Source organism: Streptosporangium sp. NPDC051022, assembly GCF_040683035.1.
Lineage (GTDB): Bacteria > Actinomycetota > Actinomycetes > Streptosporangiales > Streptosporangiaceae > Streptosporangium.
In genome coordinates, this window is sequence record NZ_JBFBCF010000029.1 from 99,975 (window position 1) to 120,638 (window position 20,664).

General features: G+C 71.2%; 22 protein-coding genes. 7 read left to right on the forward strand and 15 right to left on the reverse strand.

What is annotated here, in order from left to right; all coding sequences use genetic code 11:
• The first annotated feature begins 50 nt into the window (after positions 1–50).
• From AB0N02_RS35645 to AB0N02_RS35655, 3 genes are all read left to right on the forward strand, one after another.
• A complete protein-coding gene (locus AB0N02_RS35645) occupies positions 51–1,295 on the forward strand; it encodes a CBS domain-containing protein (RefSeq protein WP_363955795.1) in 1,245 nt (414 codons plus the stop codon).
• Positions 1,288–1,794, forward strand: a complete 507-nt coding sequence (locus AB0N02_RS35650; RefSeq protein ID WP_363955799.1) for a DUF1003 domain-containing protein — start codon at positions 1,288–1,290, stop codon at positions 1,792–1,794. Before AB0N02_RS35645 ends, AB0N02_RS35650 begins: the two co-directional genes overlap by 8 nt.
• Before the next feature lie 408 nt (positions 1,795–2,202).
• Entirely contained in the window at positions 2,203–3,345 is a 1,143-nt protein-coding gene (locus tag AB0N02_RS35655) for a P-loop NTPase (RefSeq protein WP_363955802.1), read from the forward strand.
• 101 nt (positions 3,346–3,446) lie between these two features.
• Here AB0N02_RS35655 and AB0N02_RS35660 read toward each other — a convergent pair whose 3' ends face one another.
• From AB0N02_RS35660 to sigE, 5 genes are all read right to left on the reverse strand, one after another.
• Positions 3,447–3,827 carry a sec-independent translocase gene (locus AB0N02_RS35660; protein WP_363955805.1) on the reverse strand — a complete coding sequence of 127 codons (381 nt, stop codon included), beginning with the start codon at positions 3,825–3,827 and terminating at the stop codon, positions 3,447–3,449.
• A gap of 106 nt (positions 3,828–3,933) precedes the next feature.
• Positions 3,934–5,574: a trypsin-like peptidase domain-containing protein gene (locus tag AB0N02_RS35665; protein ID WP_363955808.1), complete on the reverse strand. Its 1,641-nt coding sequence runs from the start codon at positions 5,572–5,574 to the stop codon at positions 3,934–3,936.
• 95 nt (positions 5,575–5,669) lie between these two features.
• Positions 5,670–6,683 carry a sigma-E factor regulatory protein RseB domain-containing protein gene (locus AB0N02_RS35670; protein ID WP_363955811.1) on the reverse strand — a complete coding sequence of 338 codons (1,014 nt, stop codon included), beginning with the start codon at positions 6,681–6,683 and terminating at the stop codon, positions 5,670–5,672.
• On the reverse strand, positions 6,680–7,207 hold the full coding sequence (locus AB0N02_RS35675) for a zf-HC2 domain-containing protein (RefSeq protein ID WP_363955814.1): 528 nt from the start codon (positions 7,205–7,207) through the stop codon (positions 6,680–6,682). Before AB0N02_RS35675 ends, AB0N02_RS35670 begins: the two co-directional genes overlap by 4 nt.
• 52 nt (positions 7,208–7,259) lie before the next feature.
• Positions 7,260–7,892 carry an RNA polymerase sigma factor SigE gene (gene sigE, locus AB0N02_RS35680; RefSeq protein ID WP_363955817.1) on the reverse strand — a complete coding sequence of 211 codons (633 nt, stop codon included), beginning with the start codon at positions 7,890–7,892 and terminating at the stop codon, positions 7,260–7,262.
• Between the two features lie 171 nt (positions 7,893–8,063).
• Here sigE and AB0N02_RS35685 point away from each other — a divergent pair, with 171 nt between their 5' ends.
• Positions 8,064–8,714, forward strand: coding sequence for an O-methyltransferase (locus tag AB0N02_RS35685; protein WP_363955820.1), 651 nt, complete (start codon positions 8,064–8,066; stop codon positions 8,712–8,714).
• A 54-nt stretch (positions 8,715–8,768) separates the two neighbouring features.
• Here the strand turns inward: AB0N02_RS35685 and AB0N02_RS35690 are convergent, their stop codons facing one another.
• Together AB0N02_RS35690 and AB0N02_RS35695 are read right to left on the reverse strand one after the other, a co-directional pair.
• Positions 8,769–10,283, reverse strand: coding sequence for a leucyl aminopeptidase (locus tag AB0N02_RS35690; RefSeq protein ID WP_363955823.1), 1,515 nt, complete (start codon positions 10,281–10,283; stop codon positions 8,769–8,771).
• A 175-nt stretch (positions 10,284–10,458) separates the two neighbouring features.
• Positions 10,459–10,626, reverse strand: a complete 168-nt coding sequence (locus AB0N02_RS35695) for a DUF3117 domain-containing protein (protein ID WP_012894793.1) — start codon at positions 10,624–10,626, stop codon at positions 10,459–10,461.
• Positions 10,627–11,084: 458 nt separating this feature from the next.
• On the opposite strand from AB0N02_RS35695, the gene AB0N02_RS35700 reads away from it, so the two are divergent.
• Positions 11,085–11,867 (forward strand): enoyl-CoA hydratase-related protein, encoded by a 783-nt coding sequence (locus AB0N02_RS35700; RefSeq protein WP_363955827.1) that lies wholly within the window; start codon positions 11,085–11,087, stop codon positions 11,865–11,867.
• Between the two features lie 194 nt (positions 11,868–12,061).
• On the opposite strand, the gene AB0N02_RS35705 is transcribed toward AB0N02_RS35700, so the two are convergent.
• Complete coding sequence (locus tag AB0N02_RS35705; protein ID WP_363955830.1) at positions 12,062–12,619, reverse strand: DNA-3-methyladenine glycosylase I; 558 nt, start codon at positions 12,617–12,619, stop codon at positions 12,062–12,064.
• Positions 12,616–13,434, reverse strand: coding sequence for a hypothetical protein (locus AB0N02_RS35710; RefSeq protein ID WP_363955832.1), 819 nt, complete (start codon positions 13,432–13,434; stop codon positions 12,616–12,618). Before AB0N02_RS35710 ends, AB0N02_RS35705 begins: the two co-directional genes overlap by 4 nt.
• Before the next feature lie 41 nt (positions 13,435–13,475).
• Here AB0N02_RS35710 and AB0N02_RS35715 point away from each other — a divergent pair, with 41 nt between their 5' ends.
• Positions 13,476–13,811 (forward strand): hypothetical protein, encoded by a 336-nt coding sequence (locus AB0N02_RS35715; protein WP_363955835.1) that lies wholly within the window; start codon positions 13,476–13,478, stop codon positions 13,809–13,811.
• Here the strand turns inward: AB0N02_RS35715 and AB0N02_RS35720 are convergent.
• The 4 genes from AB0N02_RS35720 to AB0N02_RS35735 all read right to left on the reverse strand — a co-directional run bounded on the left by AB0N02_RS35720 (position 13,788) and on the right by AB0N02_RS35735 (position 17,612).
• Positions 13,788–14,375 (reverse strand): TIGR00730 family Rossman fold protein, encoded by a 588-nt coding sequence (locus AB0N02_RS35720; protein ID WP_363955838.1) that lies wholly within the window; start codon positions 14,373–14,375, stop codon positions 13,788–13,790. The genes AB0N02_RS35715 and AB0N02_RS35720 overlap by 24 nt on opposite strands.
• Positions 14,376–14,384: 9 nt before the next feature.
• Positions 14,385–15,176, reverse strand: coding sequence for a TIGR00730 family Rossman fold protein (locus tag AB0N02_RS35725; RefSeq protein WP_363955840.1), 792 nt, complete (start codon positions 15,174–15,176; stop codon positions 14,385–14,387).
• A 248-nt stretch (positions 15,177–15,424) separates the two neighbouring features.
• The gene (dapE, locus tag AB0N02_RS35730) at positions 15,425–16,486 is read right to left on the reverse strand and encodes a succinyl-diaminopimelate desuccinylase (RefSeq protein ID WP_363955842.1); all 1,062 of its coding nucleotides are present in this window, start codon (positions 16,484–16,486) and stop codon (positions 15,425–15,427) included.
• 97 nt (positions 16,487–16,583) lie between these two features.
• Positions 16,584–17,612 carry a DapH/DapD/GlmU-related protein gene (locus AB0N02_RS35735; RefSeq protein ID WP_363955845.1) on the reverse strand — a complete coding sequence of 343 codons (1,029 nt, stop codon included), beginning with the start codon at positions 17,610–17,612 and terminating at the stop codon, positions 16,584–16,586.
• A 139-nt stretch (positions 17,613–17,751) separates the two neighbouring features.
• Here AB0N02_RS35735 and AB0N02_RS35740 point away from each other — a divergent pair, with 139 nt between their 5' ends.
• The gene (locus AB0N02_RS35740) at positions 17,752–18,600 is read left to right on the forward strand and encodes a hypothetical protein (protein WP_363955848.1); all 849 of its coding nucleotides are present in this window, start codon (positions 17,752–17,754) and stop codon (positions 18,598–18,600) included.
• Between the two features lie 99 nt (positions 18,601–18,699).
• On the opposite strand, the gene AB0N02_RS35745 is transcribed toward AB0N02_RS35740, so the two are convergent.
• The gene (locus tag AB0N02_RS35745) at positions 18,700–19,368 is read right to left on the reverse strand and encodes a DUF4178 domain-containing protein (RefSeq protein WP_363955851.1); all 669 of its coding nucleotides are present in this window, start codon (positions 19,366–19,368) and stop codon (positions 18,700–18,702) included.
• A 12-nt stretch (positions 19,369–19,380) separates the two neighbouring features.
• On the reverse strand, positions 19,381–20,460 hold the full coding sequence (gene dapC, locus AB0N02_RS35750) for a succinyldiaminopimelate transaminase (protein WP_363955855.1): 1,080 nt from the start codon (positions 20,458–20,460) through the stop codon (positions 19,381–19,383).
• Positions 20,461–20,664 lie beyond the last annotated feature (204 nt).

The window sequence follows — 20,664 nt, forward strand, 5'->3', positions numbered from 1 at the left end:
GTGAGCGCGCCTTGAACCATCCACCCCGGAACGCGACCTACGCTGCAAATGTGAAGATCTTTGTCGCGCGGCTCGCCGGCACCCCGGTCTTCGACCCGGCCGGCGACCAGATCGGGCGGGTGAGGGACGTGGTCGTGGCGATCGCCGGAACCACGCCGCCACGCGTGCACGGTCTGGTCGTCGAGGTGCAGCCCCGGCGGCGGGTCTTCCTGCCGATCACCCGGGTGCGCGGCATCGAGGCCGGATCGGTCGTCTTCAGCGGCCGGATCAACGTACGGCGCTTCGAACAGCGGACCACCGAGACCCTCGCCATCGGCGAGATGCTCGACCTGGAGGTCGAGGTCGGCGGCGAGCGCGTGACGGTCCTGGACCTGGCCATGGAGCAGACCAGGCGCGCGGAGTGGAGCATCACCAAGGTCGCCGTGGTCAGGGGCGGATCGGGACTGGGACTGCGGCGGCGCGGCCCGACCAAGATCGTGGAATGGGCCGAGGTCAGCGGTTTCGGCGCGGTGCAGAAGGACCAGGGCGCGGCCGGTCTGCTGGTCGCCTTCGAGACGATGCGCGCCGCCGACCTGGCCAGCGCCCTGCACGAGCTGCCGGACAAGCGGCGCGCCGAGGTGGCCGCCGCCCTCGACGACGGACGGCTGGCCGACGTCCTGGAGGAGCTCCCCGAACGCGACCAGATCGGCGTGCTGAGCAGGCTCACCCCCGAGCGGGCCGCGGACGTGCTGGAGGAGATGTCCCCCGACGACGCGGCCGACCTGTTGCAGGACCTCCCGCCCGACCAGGCCGAGGCGCTGATGGCGTTGATGGAGCCCGAGGAGGCCGCGCCGATCAGGCGGCTGCTGGTCTACCCGGAGAACACCGCCGGCGGCATGATGACGAGCGAGCCGGTGATACTCCCGCCCAACGCCACCGTCGCCGAGGCGCTGGCCCACATCCGCCAGCAGAAGGTGACCCCCTCGGTCGCAGCCCAGGTCTACGTGGTCCGGCCGCCCGTGGAGACCCCGACCGGCCGCTTCCTCGGGCTGGCCCACTTCCAGCGGCTGCTGCGCGAGCGCCCCTCCACCCTGCTCGGCGGCGTCATGGACAGCTCGCTCGACCCGATCAGGCCCGAGTTCACCCTGAACGAGGTGGCCTCCTACCTGGCCACCTACAACCTGATGGCGGTACCCGTGGTGGACGAGCTCGGTCGTCTGGTCGGCGCCGTCACCGTGGACGACGTGCTCGATCACCTGCTGCCCGAAGACTGGCGGGAGCGGGACCAGGAGGAAGCGGGAGCTGAGCATGGCTGACCGGCTCGACCAGCCCAGGGAGCAGGGCCTGCGCCTGCGCCCGCACTACGACCCCGAGGCCTTCGGACAGCTGTCGGAGCGGATCGCGCGCTTCCTCGGCACCGCCAGGTTCCTGGTGTACATGACCGTCTTCGTGACGTTCTGGGTGCTATGGAATGTCTTCGCGCTGGAAGTCGGGAGATTCGACCCCTATCCGTTCATCTTCCTCACGCTGATGCTCTCGCTCCAGGCCTCGTACGCCGCGCCGCTGATCCTGCTCGCCCAGAACCGGCAGGACGATCGCGACCGGATCCAGAACGAGCTCGACCGCGCGGCGGCCGAGCGCAACCAGGCCGACCTGGAGTATCTGACCCGGGAGATCGCCGCCCTGCGCATCGCGCTCGGCGAGGTGGCCACCCGCGACTACCTTCGCTCGGAGCTCCAGCGCCTGCAGGAGGACCTGCAGCGACCGGGCGAGGAGCCGGCATCCCAGCCCGGCGCCCCCCAGCCGACCCTCTAGCCGGCGGCCGTCTCCCTCCGCGCCCCCAGGTGCCCCCCAGGCGCCCCCGGGTGGTGACGCGTGCCCGGACACGCCGCAGCGGCAGCCGGAGCACCGGCTCGCCGGAACCGACGGCTTCCACCGGCTCGCTCGCCGTCACGGTCACGCAGTAACCTTAGAACGTTGCACGTGCATCTACATAGTGAATTGTCCGGATCCGAAATGACAACGGGATCCGGAATTCCGCGTACCACCCCCGGGTTCATACCATTGGGGCCGTGACCTCCGCTCCCAGCCGGGAGCGGTCCCTCGCCAAGCCGTACGGCGTCGCGACGGACGTCCCCGTAGATGAAAGCCTGGACGACAAAAAGACAAGGAGGGACGGCAGCCCGCGTCGCCCAAGGGTGACGGCCTGTTGCCGACACTTCGATGGCACCTACCCCGGAACTGGTGACGGCCGCGCTGGCGACCGTCAACGACCCTGAGATCCGTCGGCCGATCACCGAGCTGGACATGGTCAAGAGCGTCGACATCTCCCCCGAAGGGGCGGTGCGCGTCGGGATCTACCTCACGGTCTCGGGCTGTCCCATGCGGGACACCATCACCCGTGACGTCACCGCGGCGGTCGCCAAGGTCGACGGAGTGACCGGCGTCCAGGTCGAGATGGACGTCATGAGCACCGAGCAGCGCAAGACGCTCCAGACCAAGCTGCGCGGCAACCGGGGCCCGGAGAAGGAGATCCCCTTCGCCCAGGCGGGCTCCCTGACCCGCGTGTTCGCGGTCGCCTCGGGCAAGGGCGGCGTCGGCAAGTCCTCCGTGACCGTCAACCTGGCCGCCGCGATGGCCGCGAACGGCCTGAAGGTCGGCGTCGTGGACGCCGACATCTACGGCCACAGCGTGCCGCGCATGCTCGGCGTGTCCGAGCGCCCCACCAAGGTCGAAGACATGATCATGCCGCCGGTCGCGCATGACATCAAGGTCATCTCGGTCGGCATGTTCAAGCCCGACGGCAACACCCCGGTCGTGTGGCGCGGCCCGATGCTGGACCGGGCGCTGCACCAGTTCCTCGCCGACGTCTACTGGGGCGACCTCGACGTCCTGCTGATGGACCTGCCCCCGGGCACCGGCGACATCGCGATCTCGGTCGCGCAGCGGATGCCGTCCGCCGAGCTCCTCGTGGTGACCACCCCGCAGCAGGCCGCCGCCGAGGTCGCCGAGCGCGCCGGGACGATCGCCGTCCAGACCCACCAGCAGATCGCGGGCGTCATCGAGAACATGGCCTGGATGCCCTGCCCGCACTGCGACGAGCGGATCCCGGTCTTCGGCGAGGGCGGCGGCCAGACCGTCGCCGACGCGCTCACCCGCACCCTCGGCGCCCGCGTGCCGCTCCTGGGTCAGGTGCCTATCGACATGCGGCTGCGCGAGGGCGGCGACGAGGGCAAGCCCCTCGTGCTCACCGACCCGGACGCCCCGGCCGCCGCCGAGCTGATCCGCATCGCCGCGAGCCTGGGCAAGAGGTCAAGCAGCCTCAAGGGCATGCAGCTCGGCATCTCCCCGACCCGGGGCCGCTAGACCCGGTCCGCGTCCCGCGGATCACCGAGGCCCGGAGGCCGATCGCCGACCTCCGGGCCTCGCCGTGTTCGGCCCACGGGCCGGAGGCTCAGGTGGCCTCCTCAGGTGGCCTCGGAGTCGTAGGGCGGGATCTCGCCGTATCCCAGCTCGTGCTCCGGATCCACAGCGGTGTCGGAGGAGCCGCTGTAGGCGGAGGCGGTGCTGAACGCCGCGGCGCTCTTGGCGCCGTTCCACTCGTCCTCGATGTCACCGGTGAGGTGCTTGCGGACGAAGTTCTTGGGATTGAGGTCGGACGGGTCGAAGTTGGCGAACTCGGGCCCGAGCCCGGTCTGCAGATCCTGTTTGGCGTTGTTGGCCATCTGCCGCAGGTTGCGCAACGTCTTACCCGCCTGGGCGGCGGCCTGGGGAAGTTTCTCCGGGCCGAAGACGAGAAGAGCGATGACCACCAGCGCTATGATCTCAGGCCAGCCGAGTCCGAACACGGTGATCTCCTACCGGGACAACGACAGGGCGGCTCTCCGGACACACGCCCGGAGAGTTTCCAGACTAACGCCCACACGCTATAGCACGCACCAGTTGCATAACCGGTCAGGATGGACTGGGCGTGGGCTGCGTGGGCTCGGCACCGATGATCACGGTGGCGGTCTTCTCCTGGCCGCCGCGCTGAAACTTGACCGCCAGCTTCTCGCCGGGGGCCTTGTTCCGGATCAGCGCGATCAGCTCGTTGCCGTCCTGCAGCACGGTGCCGTTCACCTCGAGGATGACGTCTCCGGGCTTGAGGCCGGCCTTGTCCGCGGGACCGTTGGGCTCGACGGGCTGCCTGCCCTGCTTGGCCTCGGTCTCGATGCGTACCCCGGTGCCCTGGTAGGTCGAGTCGATGGTGATGCCGATCCGCGACTTCTTGGCCGAACCCGTGGTCACCAGTTCCTCGGCGACCCGGCGGGCGTGGTTCACCGGGATGGCGAAGCCGAGGCCGATGCTGCCGCTCTGGCCGCCGACCGACCTGCCGAGCGTGGCGATCGCCGAGTTGACGCCGATGACCTCGCCGCTGGAGTTGACCAGCGGGCCGCCGGAGTTGCCGGGGTTGATGGCGGCGTCGGTCTGGATGGCGCTGAGCCAGGTGGTGTCGGTGCTGTTCTCCTCCCCGGCCTGGACCGGGCGGTTGAGCGCGCTGACGATGCCGGAGGTGACGGTACCGCTCAGGCCCAGCGGAGAGCCGATGGCGACGACCGGGTCTCCCACGACCACGTTGTCCGAGTTGCCGAGGGCGATCTCCGGCGCGCCGAAGGTCTCACCCGGCTTGACCACGGCCAGGTCGGACTCGGGGTCACGGCCGACGATCCGGCCCGTGGTGGACTTTCGGTTGCTGAACTGGATCCGGATCTGGTCGCTGTTGGGCTCGGCGGCGGCGACCACGTGGTTGTTGGTCACCACGTAGCCGCCCTTGATCAGGAAGCCGGAGCCGGTACTGGAGCCGGTCCCGGCGTCGACCGAGATCGAGACCACGCTGGGCAGGACCTTCGAGGCGACGCCCGCGATCGACTCGGGGGCCCGTGCGGTCGAGCCGCTCGGCGCCGTTCCCAGCCGGTAGGAGGGATCGAGGCCCGAGCTCGCCGGACGGGTGAGCAGGTAGGTGCCGACGCTTCCCAGCATCGAGGCGAGCAACGCGATCATCACGGCGAGGATGACCAACGTGCCGGTGCGCGGTCCGCGCCGGGCGGGTGCCGCGACTCCCCCGAAGCCGCCGTACGGCCCCTGCGGGACGCCGGGGACCGCCGGGGGCGGCGCCCAGCCCGGCCCCAGCCCGAACGGCTGGGACGGCGGAGGCGGCGGGAACTGGGGCTGCGGGCCTCCGGGGACGGCGAAGACCGCCGTGTCCTGCCGGGGCCTGCCCGACGGATCTCCCCAGCCGGCGCCACCGGATCCGCCTCCCGGGCCGGGCCGATCCTGACGGCCGGTCCAGTCGTCGTATCCGGGCTGTACGGGCTGTCCGGGCTGTCCGGCCCCTTCCGGGGCCACCGGCCGGCCCCAGGCACCGGAGCGCGGAGGCTCTCCGAGCTGGCTCCAGCCGTCGTTACGAGGCTGTGTGGCGCTGGGGGGAGCCGTCTCGCCCGCGGGCAGGAAGTCCGGCCGGGACATCTCCCTGGCCGGTCCTCTGTCGTCGGTGAGGTCCGACGGCGCGCGCCCCTCGGCGTCGTTCGCCTGTTGGGGACGGATCTCGTCGGTCATCGAATGTTCACCACTCCTTGCCTCGTACGAGGCCGCTCACCGGAATAACCCAGTAATTTTCCCCTGAACGGCATACGAGAGACGTAAAGCGCGCTTTACCCGAAAGGGTTAACCCAGGACAGCAAGCGGTGCGCGCCCCGGCCGAGCCGACTCCACAGGCTGGGTACGGGTTCATGGGGCAGTGCCGCCACTGCGGCGTCGACCGTGTCGGCCGGAGCGTCCGCGAAGACGGTGTAGACATGACCCCCACTCGCCCAGATCGTCTCCTGCTCGGCTGAGTTTCGCATCCAGATCGTATGCCCGTCGCGCCGCTGGGCATGCCATCCGCGGAGCCGATCCTCATCAAGCACCCCAGGCTCCACGAAAACCGACACGACTGACAAACCATCTGAATATCCCAGATACAAGTATCCGGTAGTAGCGGCGTGCGCGGCGAACAGTTCGAGACGGCCCGGCAGCGCGGCGGGAAACCGCCAGCCCTGAGCGAGCAGGCGCGGCGTCTCCCCCAGGTCGAGGCCACCGGCGGCCAGCGCGCCGCCCGCGATCTTCCTGGCCGGGTCGAGGCTCAGATCGACGAAGGCGCCGACGTGGACGATCTGGCCGCGGCCGTCGAACAGCTCGCGGCGCAGCGCGAGCCCGGCGGCCCGGTCCAGCCAGTAGCGGGCGGCGAGCGTGCCGTCGGCGCGCAGGACGTGCACGAGGCTCGCGGGACGGCCGCAGGCCTGTCCCACGCCCGCGACGACCACCCGGTAGTTGCGGGCCAGCACCTCCAGCATGGTCTCGGACGGAGCGGCCATGCTCCCCGCGGGAGTGCCGGGATCGACCTTCGTGGTCACCCCGGAGGGCTGGGCGTGCACCGTCAGCCCCTGCCCGGGGATGTTGCGGACCTCCGTCACGGAGGAGAAGGAGCCGGAGCGGCCCCAGGTGGTGACGTACTGCGTGCCCGCGTACCCGCGGGTCCGGCTGGCGATCGCCGCCTCACGCAGCAGGTGCAGCCCCGGGTCCTCGCTCTCGGCGTCGTCCGGGGGCGCGGCGTGCGCCGGACTGCCCGCCACCAGCCCCAGCAGCATGACGACCGCGAGGATGAGGGAGGCGGGCAGCCGGATCACGGAGTGGGCGAGAAGGTCGGCGTCGCCGACCCTCCGTAGGGCGCGGTGTTGCGGTGCTGGTTGGCGAACATGTCGACCGGGGGAACCCGCGGGTTGGGGTCGGGCCCGCCCACGACGAACAGCGTGCCGAGCGCGACGGCCGCCGAGGCGACGCCGACCGCGACGTAGCCGACCCTGCGCGCGCGGCGCGGCCCCGAGGCGCGGCCCCGCGGCCGGTTGTCCGGCGGCGCGACGCTGTGCATGCCCGGAATCGGCGCCCCGCCGAACGTCCGCCCGCTCGGGAGGGGCCGGTCACGCGGCGGTAAAGGGTCGCCGGGGTCGGCCATCCGCAGCAGGGCCATGGTCAGGTCGGCGGGCATGGCCGGCCCGTCGAGGGACCTCAGCCGGTTCTTCAGCGCCCGCACGGCGTCGACCTCGGCCCGGCAGGAGGCGCAGAAGGCGAGGTGGGACAGCGCTCGGTCACGCTCGTGATGGTTCAGTTCACCGTCTACCAGTGCGGAAACGCGTTCTCCGAGATGACTCATGATCACTCCTTGCCGAGCGGCTCGTCGTGACATGTGTCATGACTGTGGTTTCTCATGCGAATTCCTCCCCGCGGGTGATGGTCGGGGGGAGTTGGTCTCCACGGGGCGCGCGGTGCTCCAGCGCGTCACGCAGCTGTGCCCGGCCGCGATGGATGCGGCTGCGGACCGTGCCGAGCTTCACGCCGAGCGTCGCGGCGATCTCCTCGTAGGACAGCCCCTCGATGTCACATAGAACGACGGCCGCGCGGAACTCCGGCGCGAGCGCGTCGAGTGCCGCCTGGATGTCCGGCTCCAGATGGGTGTCGTCGTACACCTGAGCGGGAGAAGGCTCGCGCCCGCGCAGCCGCTCCGCGGCGTCGTCAGCGAGCCCCTCGAACCTGATGCGCTGCTTGCGCCGCGCCATGTCGAGGAACAGGTTGGTGGTGATGCGGTGCAGCCAGCCCTCGAAAGTGCCCGGCGTGTAGTTCGACAGAGACCTGAAAACCCGGACGAAGACCTCCTGGGTGAGGTCTTCGGCATCGTGAACATTGCCGGTCAGCCGGTAGGCCAGCCGATAGACACGCGCACCGTGCGTCCGGACCACCTCCTCCCATGTGGGAGGTGTCCAGTCAGACACGGGAGCATCCGTCTGGTGGTCGAAGTCGTCCACCAGCACTCCTCTCTCCGGGACCACCGCTATCGCCATAGTGCCTGGTTTCGTCCCTTCGTGCGCACTCACTACCTTCAGGACCGGCAAAGGCCGCTTAAACCGTGCAACGCACCGGGCGTTACATGAGTTCCCGATCGGGCCTGCCTCCCTTAGGCTGCCACCCAGTCCCTATATGACTCTGTACGGAGAAAGCGGGAGGAGAGGCCGATGGCCGAGACGCCGACAAGTCCGTTGGAGGCCACTCTGGCCTATGCCGAGGAATTCCACACGGAGGACGAGATCCTGTGGACCGCGCGTCAGCGCGCCTCGGAGGTCGGAGCTCACGCGGTCCAGCCCGGCACCGGCGCCGCGCTCTGCTTCCTCGCCACGGCCATCAACGCCCGCGCCGTCGTGGAGATCGGTACGGGCTGTGGCGTGTCGGGGCTGTGGCTGCTGCGGGGCATGCGCCAGGACGGCACGCTCACCAGCGTGGACGCCGAGCCCGAGTACCAGCGCCTGGCCAGGCAGGGCTTCACCCAGGCCGGCTTCTCCGGCGGCAGGACCCGCCTGATCGCCGGGCGGGCCCTCGACGTCCTTCCCCGCCTGTCGGACGGCGGCTACGACCTGGTCTTCTGTGACGGCGCCAAGCACGAGTACGCCGACTATCTGGCCGAGTCCATCCGCCTGCTGCGCGTCGGCGGCATCGTGGTCTTCGACGGCGCGCTGTGGCAGCACCGGGTCGCCGACCTCACGCAGCGCGACCCGGACACCGTCGCCATCCGGGAGCTGGGCAAGCTGGTCCGCGACGACGAACGGCTACGGCCCCTGATGATCCCCCTCGGCGAGGGTGTCCTGGCCGCCATCAAGATCAGCGGCTAGGGGTTCCACCGCCCCGGGAGCGCCCAGGTCCGCGACGCCGTCAGGCGTCGCGGATCAACACAGCCACTCCAGCAGCAGGCGCACGCCGTACCCGGTCGCGCCCTTGCTGAAGATGCCCTCGTCCGCACCGCTGCGGCCGACCCCGGCGATGTCCAGGTGCGCCCACGGCCGCCCGCCGGTGAACTCGCGCAGGAACAGCGCCGCGGTGATGGAGCCCGCGCCGTAGGTCGCGCCGAAGGTCGTCCCGGACTCGATGTTGGCCAGGTCGGCCACGCTCGACTCCAGGGCCGGGACGTAGTCCTCGATCAGCGGCATCCGCCAGAGGCCCTCCCCGCTGCTCTCGGCCGCCTCGGTCAGCTCGGCGGCCAGGCCGTCGTCGGTGGCGAAGACGGCGCCCAGGTCCTTGCCGAGGGCGATGCCGATCGCACCGGTCAGGGTGGCGATGTCCACCACGGCGTCCGGCTCCAGCTCCGCGTCGGCGTAGGCCAGCGCGTCGGCCAGCACCAGACGGCCCTCGGCGTCGGTGTTGAGCACCTCGACGGTCCGCCCGCCGTACTGCGTGATCACGTCGGAGGGGCGCTGGGCCGTACCGGAGAAGGAGTTCTCCGCGGCGGCGATCAGGCCGGTGACCCGGATCCGCGTGCCGAGGGAGGCCAGCGCGCCGATGACCGCGGCGACGACGGCGCCGCCCGCCATGTCGGTCTTCATGAACTTCATGTTGTCCGTCGGCTTGAGGGACAGGCCGCCGGTGTCGTACGTGATGCCCTTGCCGACCAGGACCACGTGGCGGGTCGCGCCCTCGGGACGGTAGGACAGCTCGACCAGCCGCGGCGGGCTCACCGAGCCCTGGCCGACGGCGAGGAGGCCGCCGAACCGCTCCGCCAGCAGCGCCGCCTCGTCCCACACCTTCGCGGCGAGCCGGACGCCGTCGCCGCCGTCCTTCTCCCCGCCCTCCGGGGTGCCGACGACGTGCTCGACGGCGCGCTCGGCCAACCAGGCCGGCGTCTTGATCGAGGAGGGGGTGTTGGTCAGGTCCCTGGCGAACGAGACGGCCTCGGCGATCGTCCCGCCCCTGGTGACCTCCGCCTCGACGTCGTCTCCGACGAACTCGACGATGGCCACCGGGGCCGACTTGGCCTCGCCGATCCGGAAGTTGTAGGTCGCCAGCAGCGCGCCCTCGACGAGCGCGGCCACCGGCCCCTCGGGCAGGAGGATCCTGATCGCGTCTCTGCCCTTGCCCCGCCGGGCGACCGCCGCGCCCGCCTTGCGCAGGGCGCTCGCGGAGCCGTCGCCGATCCCGTAGAGCAGCACCCGGCCGACGGCGTCGCCGTGGGCGACCGGAACCTCGACGATCTCTCCCGCCGCCCCCTCGGCCTCGTAGTGCGCCAGCAGCGCGGCCACGGGCACCGGCAGGCCGACTTCGGGTTCCAGGTCCGGGGAGAAGGGCACCGCGAGCAGACCGGCGTCCCCGAGGAGCGGGGCCGGCGCGCCGCCGCCCCCCTTTTCGGAAGCGGGCGTCTCCTGGACGGAGGAGGCGCGGGGCAGCAGCACGTACGGGGAGATGGGCATGTGAACTCCAGTCATCGGCCGGGTGGCACACCGCGGCCCTGGCGCGAGCCGCGTGCGGGCGGTCCTGCGGCCAGGGCCGTGTTCGTCGATCGGAACCGCGCGGGCCACGGCGGATGTCGTGCTCCGTGAGCGGAGCGAATCAGGGCCCGGCTTCACCGCTGGTCGCGGATCGAGGTCAGACGACGACCTTCTTCAATTCCTCACCAAGGGCGCTGGCCTCGTCCGCCGAGAGCTCGACGACGAGCCGGCCGCCACCCTCCAAGGGAACCCGCATGACGATGCCCCTGCCTTCCTTGACGACCTCCAGCGGACCATCACCGGTCCTCGGCTTCATAGCCGCCATGCGTGTATCCCTTCCTGCTTCGGGCTCCGGATCTCCGACTGACCCGAGGGTGGCCGACGCATTCACGTCTTCTGTGATGTCCTATTATCCCGTCTCCGCGCTCGGAATGGGAACGATCAGCCTCAGCATCGACTCATCGGGCAATCAAGACCGTTGTCCGAGCCCCCTCGGACGGCCAAACTTGTCCTCGCGAGCCGTACAACCGGTCCTGCCCGCCCCGGCCCGGCCGCCGGGAAGCCCGCTACGAGGCGGTTTCCCAGCCTGTGCGCCGCCCCGGCGGGAGGGCACGGAGAATTTACCGAGTCGAGACGATCATCTGGACCGGTCCGCGGGACCCGGCGGGACCGCGGAAGACCACGGATCTACCGTGGGAAGTCACAGCCTCACACGAACAGATCTTTCGGAGCGGAACCCGGACAGGTCCGGGCGACCACAGCAGCCCCAGAAGGAGTCTTCCGTTGAACGACGTCCGCTACTCCGTCGACGACGCCGTCGCCACCATCACCCTGGACCGCCCTGAGGCGATGAACGCGCTGACGACCCGGATGAAGGCCGAACTGCTCGAGGCGCTGACCATGGCCTCACAGGCCTACGCGGTGCGGGCGGTACTGCTGACGGGGACGGATCGGGCGTTCTGCGCCGGCCAGGACCTCAACGAGCACGCCGCCAACCTGGAGGCGGGCCTGGGGCTCAACGGCACCGTCCGCACGCACTACAACCCGATCGTCATGGCGATCGCCGAGATGGGAAAGCCGGTCGTCGCCGCGGTCAACGGCGTCGCCGCGGGCGCGGGCGCCGCCCTGGCCTTCGCCTGCGACCTGCGGATCGCCTCCGACAGGGCGAAGTTCGCGATGGCCTTCTCCGGCATCGGCCTGGCCCCCGACTCCGGCGCGTCCTGGACGCTGCAGCGCCTGGTCGGCCGGGCCCGCGCGACCGATCTCCTGCTGCTCGGCGAGCCCTTCGACGCGGCCCGCGCCCTGGAGCTCGGGATCGTCTCCAAGGTCGTCCCCGCCAGCGAGCTGGCCGCCGAGGCCCGGGCGCTGGCCGTACGGCTGGCGCAGGGCCCGACGAGCGCCTACGCGGCGACGAAGCACGCCCTGGAGTTCGCGGCGAGCAGTTCCCTGGCCGACGCCCTGGTGCTGGAGGCCGACCTCCAGGACACGTGTGCGAAGACCGCCGACCACCTGAACGCGACCCACGCCTTCCTCGACAAGAAGCGCCCGGTCTTCGAGGGCCGCTGAGCGAAGAGCCGCCGGGCGGACCTCCCGGCCGGCGGCCTCGCGCGGCTCCCGGGTTCCCCGGGCTCCGCGGCGGCCTCGCGGGATCCCGCGGTGATCCCCTCAGCGCCCCATCAGCGCCCCATCAGCGCCCCTCGGTGACTCTCGGCGACCCTCAGTGGCCCATCAGCGGCCCATCAGTGACTCTTGGCGGCCCCTCAGTAGGTGCCGCGCACCCAGCAGTCGGCCAGGTGGTCGTTGACCAGGCCGATGGCCTGCATCAGCGCGTACGCGGTGGTCGGGCCGACGAACCGGAACCCCCGAGACTTGAGCTCCTTGGCCAGCGCCTTGGAGCCGGGAGTCTGGGCGGGCACGTCCGCGAGGGCCTTCGGAACGGGGGCGTCGGGGTCGGCGTGCCGCCAGATCAGCTCGGAGAGGCCGACGTCGAGCGCGGCCCGCGCGTTGGCGACGGAGGCCTCGATCTTGGCCCGGTTGCGGACGATGCCCGTGTCGGCGAGCAGGCGCTCGACGTCGGCCTCGCCGAACGCGGCCACCGCGGGGATGGAGAACCCGGCGAAGGCCGCCCTGAAGTTCTCCCGCTTGCGCAGGATCGTGATCCACGAGAGGCCGGACTGGAAGGCCTCCAGGCTGAGCCTCTCGAACACCCGGTCGTCGCCGGTGACCGGACGGCCCCACTCCTCGTCGTGGTAGGCGATGTACTCGGGGGCCGAGCTCACCCACCCGCACCGCACCGGTTCGGTCACGGCTTCGGTCACGGCTGCTTCTTGGCGTCCGGCCACAGGGATTCCTTCGCGTCGGTCGTCGGAGAGGAGTCGTCGCTCTCCTCTCCGGAGGACGCCGAGGAAGAACGTGGCACCTCGGCGAGCTCCTCGGACCCCTCCCTCTCACCGGAGGATACCGAGGGAGACCCCGGCAGCTCGGAGGGCCGATCCACGGGCCCCTCCGGCTCCACGAGCCCGGAGGGCCGATCCACGGATCCCTCCGGCCGCACGGGTCCTTCCGGCTCCGCGGGCTCGTCCCTCTCGTCGGAGGACTCCGAGGAAGGCCGCGGCTCTTCGGAGAGCTCCGCGAGCCCCTCCGGCCCCTCCGGCGCCTCCAGCGCCGCGGACTCGTCGGGCTCGTCGGGCTCGTCCCCGTCACCGGGAGACACCGAAGAAGGCTCTGACACCTCGGAAAGCTCGGCGGGTCCCTCGGGCCCCCTGGGCTCCGCGGGCTCGTGCTCGGTGCGCGGCGCGCTCAACGGGGCCGCGTGGAGCTCCTGACGCGCCTGGAGCCTGCCGGCGAGCAGCTCCGCCACCCGCTGCTCCAGCACCGCGATCCTGGTGTCGCGCTCGCTCAGCGCGTTCACGACCCGGTTCAGCGCCTCGTCCACGCTCTGCGTGTGGTAGCCCACCAGGCTCACCGGCAGTTGCAGGGCCATGAAGTCGGCGGCGCCGAGCCGGGCCGCCTCCGGCAGGTCCAGTGGAGGAATGTCGGGGGCGAATCCGGCCAGCTCACCTCCCTGGCCCATGGCGACCACCACCACACCGGCGAGAACGACTAGGGCAGCGAGGGCGAGTACGACCAGCACATACGAATCGTGCCACAACTCCTCTGATCTAGGATCGCCTTATGACCGCTCTCAGGGTGCTGGCCCCCGGCGACCGGGGGGACCCCTCCTGGGCCGAGGCGCACTCGATCGCCGAGGTCGAGGAGCTCGTCCGCGCGGGACGCACCGTCGTCGTCACGCCCGCCGAGCTCGCCCGGGAGGGCGGGCGGAGCGGGGTCTCCGGGGATCCGGAGGATCCCGGCGAGGCCGCCGAGCTCGCCGCGGCCTCGCTCTGCGCCTGGGCGGGTGCCCGGATCTTCCGTACCGCCCGCCCCGACCAGGTGCGTCTCGCGGTCGAGATGACCGAGTCGCTGGCCGGGCGGCGACCGCCCGCGCTAACCCGCCGTGGCCTCGCCTAGCTCCTCGGGGCTGGGCACCAGATGCGTGGTGCGCTTCTCCAGGAGTTCGAAGGCCTCCTCGACCGTGGTGGTCCAGGAGATCGCGTCGAAGACGTTGGGCCGGGTGAAGCCCTGCTCGTGCATGCCGTCGACCAGGTCCCGCAGCGGCCGGTAGACGCCCCACGGGTCCAGGACGACCAGCGGCTTGTCGTGCAGGCCGATCGTGCGCGCGGTCCAGACCTCGAACAACTCCTCCAGCGTCCCGATGCCGCCGGGCAGCACCAGGAAGGCGTCCGAGCGGGCGTCCATGACGCCCTTGCGCTCACGCATGTCGGTGGTGACGATCAGCTCGTCCGAGTCCTCGTCCGCGACCTCGATGTCCACCAGGGCCTGCGGGATCACCCCCACCGTACGGGCGCCGCCCGCGCGGGCCGCCCTGGTGACCGCACCCATGCAGGAGACCTTGGCGCCCCCGCTGACCAGGGTGTGTCCGCGCCGGGCCAGCTCGGCCCCGACCTCCTCCGCCAACGTCAGGTACTTCGGGTCGATCTTCTGGCTCGACGCCAGGAATACGCATATGAACACGGGAAGACCCTATTCGGCGTCGCCGATCGTGTGCCTGGCCGCCCGCTGCTCCGTCCTGAGCCGATTCCGCTCCCGGTCGGCGTCGACGATGATCTGTATGGCCTCGTCCGCGTCGTCGGTCACCTGGACGAGGTCCAGGTCGTCCCGGGAGATCTTGCCGGAGTCCACGAGGGTCGTCTTGATCCAGTCGACCAGGCCGCCCCAGAATTCCGTGCCCATCAGCACGACGGGGAAGGAGGTGACCTTGCGGGTCTGGACCAGGGTCAGCGCCTCGAACAGCTCGTCCAGCGTGCCGAAGCCGCCGGGCAGCGCGACGAAGCCGCAGGAGTACTTCACGAACATGGTCTTGCGGACGAAGAAGTAGCGGAACTCGATGCCCAGGTCCACGTACTCGTTCATGTGCTGTTCGAAGGGCAGCTCGATGCCCAGGCCCACGGAGACCCCGCCCGCCTCCCTGGCCCCCCGGTTGGCCGCCTCCATGCAACCGGGGCCGCCCCCGGTGATCACGGCGTAGCCCGCCTCGGACAGCCTGCGGCCCAGCTTGACGCCCAGCTCGTAGTCGGGGGAGTTCTCGGGGGTGCGCGCGGATCCGAAGACGGTCACCGCCTCGGGCAGCTCGGCGAGCTGGCCGAACCCCTCCACGAACTCCGCCTGGATGCGCATGACCCGCCACGGGTCCATGTGCAGCCAGTCGGCGGGGCCCCTGCGGTCGAGAAGCCGCTGGTCATGGGTGGAGTCGGAGACGAGGTCGCCGCGGACGACGGCGGCGCCCTGACGGCGTTCCGGACGTGTCTTCTTCATGCCGAACACGCTAGCGCCGCTACCAGAAAAATCTTGAAAAATCTCCCGGAAAACTGGGAACCGGATTTCCGGGGGGTCGCGTCTAACAGCCGAGGGTGCTGCTCGGGACTGAAAGTGGCTTTCCCCGCCAAATGGCCGGCGAGGAAAGCCACTTTCATTTGTGCCCGGCCCGTGCCGGCACGGTGACCGGCGCCGCCTTCCGGCCCTCCGGCCGCCCTCTCCCGGCCGACGCCCAGCTCAGCCGGGTGTCACCCCAGCCAGCCGAGCATTCTCCGCTCGCAGTCGGCGATCTTCTCCAGCGAGACGAACTCTCCGCGCTGATGGGCCAGATTGGGATCGCCGGGCCCGTAGTTCACGGCGGGAACCCCGAGTCCGGAGAACAGCGAAACATCGGTCCAGCCGAGCTTGGCCCGCGGCGTGCCGCCGACGGCCGTGACAAAGGCGGCGGCGACCGGATGGGTCAGGCCGGGGCGTGCGGCGGGGGCCCCGTCGGTGAACCGGATCTCGAACCCGTCGAAGACCTCGCGCACGTGCGCCTGGGCGGCCTCCAGGGACAGGTCGGGGGCGAAGCGGTAGTTGACGGTCACCACGCACTCGTCGGGGATCACGTTGCCCGCGACGCCGCCGCGGATCGCCACCGCGTTCAGGCCCTCGTGGTACTCCAGCCCGTCCACGACCGGCGTCCTCGCCCGGTAGTCGCTCAGGGCCCGCAGGATCGGCAGGGCCCCGTGCACGGCGTTGACCCCCAGCCAGGACCTGGCGCTGTGCGCCCGCTTGCCCCTGGTGGTGATCTCGGCCCTGAGCGTGCCCTGGCAGCCGCCCTCGATCTCGCCGTCGGTCGGCTCCATGAGAACGGCGAAGTCCCCGGCGAGCCAGTCGGGGTGGTCGCGGCTGAGCCTGCGCAGGCCGTTGCGCTCGGCCTCGATCTCCTCGCAGTCGTAGAAGACGTAGGTCACGTCCCGGCTCGGCCCGGTGAGCGCGGCGGCCAGCTTCAGGGCGACCGCGACGCCCGCCTTCATGTCGGAGGTGCCGCAGCCGTACAGCAGGCCGTCCTCGACCCGGCTGGGCAGGTTGCCCGCGACCGGGACCGTGTCGAGGTGGCCCGCGATCACCACCCGCTCACCCCGGCCCAGCTCGGTGCGGGCCACGATCGACTCGCCGTCGCGGTCGACGCGCAGGTGCGGCAGCGCCCGCAGCGACTCCTCCACGACGTCCGCCAGGACCTTCTCGTGACCGCTGACCGACTCGATGTCCACGATCCGCGCGGTGAGCGCCCCGACGTCCTGTGTGAGATCCAGACGCGTACTCATGCTCGCGACCCTATCCCCGGCGTCCCCGGTCGCGTCCTCCCCCGGGCCGCGACCTCCCGGGGCGGGCCGTACGGCGGCGGCCCCGGTCACCGGCGGGTCACACGCCGAACCCGTGCTCGCGCAGGATCTCGTCAAGCTCGGCCCTGTCGTGCCGGGGATCCCGTCGCAGGCGCCCGACCACCAGGACGCAGGGCAGCCCGAAGACGCCCCCGGCGAACCCGGCGCTCCTGGTGCCGCCGACCGCCACGCAGCGGTCGGGGACGTGCCCGCGTCCCAGTTCCTCGCCGGTCCGTGCGTCGACGACCGGTGTGCGGGCGGTCAGGATCGTGCCCGCGCCGATCACCGCCCCCCGGCCGACCCTGGCCCCCTCGGCGACCAGCGCACGGCTGCCGACCAGCGCGCCGTCCTCGACGACGGCGGGGACGGCCGGGACAGCCGGGACGTCCCGGGCGGCACCCGGCGGCACCGTGCCCCCGCCGATCCCGCCGACCCCGGAGAGCCCGTCGGCCCCGGAGAGCCCGTCGTTTCCGTCCGTCCGGGAGAACCCGGCGACCTCGCCGGCGCCGTCGCCCAGGCCGGACTCCTCCGTCCCGCCGATCCCGGCCCCGCAGCGCAGGTGGACGTCGCGGCCGATCTGGGCGCACGAGCCGACCGAGACCCAGGTGTCCACCCTGGCCCCGGCGTCCACGCGGGCGCCGATGTCCACGAACGAGGGCATCAGCACGACGCCGGGCGCCAGATGGGCGCCCCATCGGGCGATCGCCCCGGGGACCACGTGGACACCGTCGAAGGACGTCTTCAGCGGGATCCGATCGTTGTGGTGAAAGTCACCCACCTGGGACCTGGCCATGCCGAGCACCTGGAAGGCCAGTGCCACGGCCCGTCTGGCCCGTTCGTCGACGACCACCTCGCCGTCCCCGGAGACGGCGGCGACCCGGGCGTCACCGGTGTCGAGCATGTCGACGGCGCTCACAACGACGCTGTGTGCCTGCGCGTCACCGCGGTCCAGCAGGGCCCTGCGTTTCCACAGCTCGTCGACGGCCGCCGGAAGCGGGCTGGCATGGGGCTGACTCGTGGCTCCTCCGCTCCCGGACGAAAGCGGCCTCTCGCCGAGCCGCAGGGGCATCGCGACGGGCAAGGCTCTGCCCGCAAAACCTGTGAAACGATAACAGAGCGCGACGGCTCCCCTTCGAGATTCCGACTTCGAGGTTTCGGCGAGATTCGTCGCCGTTCCCCGGCGGTTCGAGATCGGTAGGTTTTTCAGCGTGCGACGGCGCTTCTCCAAAGGGATCATCGCGATCATCGCGATCGTGACCGTGCTGGCGGTGGCCATCACCGTGGGCGTCATCAATCTCCTCAACAGGGTGACGCGCTTAGCCGAGGCGACCGAGGGCTGCAAGATCGTCACACCGGAGGGCTCGCTGGACCTGGAGATCGAACAGGCCCAGGTCGCGGCGATCATCGCGGCGGTCGCCGCCCGCAAAAAGCTGCCCGAGCGGGCGGTCGTCATCGCCTACGCCACCGCCATCCAGGAGTCCAAACTGGTGAACCTGCCCGACGGCGACCGCGACTCGATCGGGGTGTTCCAGCAGCGGCCCTCACAGGGCTGGGGCAAGCCCGCGCAGCTGGCCGATCCGGTCTACGCCGCGGGAAAGTTCTTCTCCGCGCTGGTGAAGGTGAAGAACTACCGCAAGCTCCCGGTCCACGAGGCGGCCCAGGAGGTGCAGCGCTCGGCCGACGGATCGGCCTACGCCCAGCACGAGGACGAGGGGAAGATCCTGGCCGCGGCGTTCACCGGCCGGGTGCCCAAGGCCGTGCACTGCTGGTTCCCCGCCCCCACCGCCTCCCCGAAGACCACCGGGGCCACCAAGGCACCACTGCCCGCCCCAGATCGGGCCAGGCGCGGCCTCGCCCGCGTGCTCGGCCCCAATGCCACCTTCAGCACGACCTCCGAGAAGCACGGCTGGCTGATGGCCAGCTGGTCGGTCGCGCACGCCAAGAAGTTCGGGCTGCAACGGATCCGCTACGGCGGCCAGGCGTGGACGTCGGCCAGCGGCGAGGAGGGCTGGAAGCCCGACGCCGGAGCCCCCGCGAACCGGGTCGAGATCTCCTAGGGAGACGCTCACCGGGTTGGGCACCGCTCATCGGCACGCTCATCGGAACCGACCTCCCCCGCCTCACCGCGCGCCGTACCGGCGCCCGGACGGCGGTGTTCAGCCCTTCTTCTCGATGGTGATCGAGCCGGGAGGCAGCGGCTGGGCGTAGGCGGAGTTCCAGGGCTGGCCCTGGAGCCGGTCGAAGCAGAGCAGACGGCCGTCGGCCGCGCGGTAGTCGGCGAAGTCGAGCAGGCCGCGCTCGGGCATCGAGGTGACGCCCTCGGAGCGGAAGGCCGCGGTGCCCCGGTCGACCGGGAAGAACTCCACTCCCTCCAGGCTCAGCGTGGTCTTGGCGGGGATCATGCCCTGCGTGGGCACGGACGTCCACAGCAGCACCTCAAGGTGCGGCGGGTCGCCCGGGTTCGGGCCGGAACGCGTCTCGATCGACAGCCACTGGTAGCGGCGGTTGCCGTCGTCCAGGAGGTATTCGGTCCACTCGGTTCCCTGTGACGACAGGTAGAGGGCGCCCAGGACGCGGGTCCGCGTCCCCTGGCAGTCGATCGTGTCGCCCACCTTGATCGTGCGCGGGTCGGGGTAGTCGATGCCGACATGACCCGCACTGGGCCGGGGCGGCTGGGCGCCCTCGGCCGGTTGGAGGGGGGACTCTCCGGGGGTCCCGGACGTGCGCGGTTTCCTGCCCTGGCGCGTGGTCGCGAGAAACGCGCCCAGCAACAGGGCGATCGTGACCGCGCTCAGTCCCAGTATCGCGGCGACCTCGGGGGTCATGGCCGCGCGGTCCTACTGGAGGCGGCGCACCGCGGCGCTGATGCGTTCGTCACTCGCGGTAACGGCAATCCGGACATGTGCGCTTCCTGCTTTTCCGTAGAAGTCACCGGGGGCGACCAGGATGCCCTTCTCCGCCAGAGTTCGCACCTGCTTCCAGCAGTCCGTGCCGTCGGAGGCCCACAGGTACAGGCCGGCCGTCGAGTGCTCGATCCGCCAGCCCGCCGCCTCCAGGGCGGGGCGGAGCACCTCGCGACGGGCGGCGTAGCGGGCCCGCTGCTCCTCGGCGTGCTCGTCGTCGTCCAGCGCCACGGCCATGGCCGCCTGGACGGGACCCGGCATGAGCATGCCCGCGTGCTTGCGGACCTCCAGCAGCCGCTGGATCAGCGCCGGGTCGCCCGCGACGAACCCGGCCCGGTAACCCGCCATGTTGGAGCGCTTGGACAGCGAGTGCACCGCGAGCAGGCCCTCGTGAGAGCCGCCGCAGACATCGGGGTGCAGGATCGAGACCGGCTGCTCCTCCCAGCCCAGCTCGATGTAGCACTCGTCCGAGGCCACGACCGCGCCGTGCTCGCGCGCCCACGAGACCACCTTGCGCAGGTGCTCGGCGGGCAGCACTTTGCCGGAGGGGTTGGAGGGGGAGTTCACCCAGACCAGGGGCACCTGCTCGGGCCCGAGGGCGAACAGTCCGTCCGTGGCGTACGGCTCGGCACCCGCGAGCCGCGCCCCGACGTCGTAGGTGGGGTAGGCCAGCTCGGGGAAGACCACCCGCTGCCCGCGTCCGACGCCGAGCAGCGTCGGCAGCCAGGCGACGAACTCCTTCGACCCGATCAGCGGCAGCACGTTCGCCTGGTCCAGGACCACGCCGTGCCTGCGGCGCAGCCATCCGGCGGCCGCCGAGCGGAGCCGCTCGGTGCCGTAGGTCAGCGGGTATCCAGGGCTGTCGGAGGCGTCGGCGAGCGCCTGCCGTACCACGGCGGGCACCGGGTCGACGGGCGTGCCGACCGACAGGTCGACGATCCCGTCGGGATGCGCCTGCGCCAGCGTCTTGAGCGGCGTGAGCCGATCCCATGGAAAATCCGGCAGGCCGATCACAGCTCTCCCCGCTGAAGAAGCCCTCCGCGCCTCACGGGACGGGAGGGGAAGCGTCTTGTCGTGAAATCCGCGCGGGCGGGGGGGGGGGGGGGGGCCGCCCCCCCCCCCGCCCCCGAGGCTGGTGGGGGGTGAGCGGGGGGGGGGGGGGCGGGGCGCGCCGGGGGGGGGCGTTTGTATTGTGAAAGTGGTGGTTGGGGATAGTTT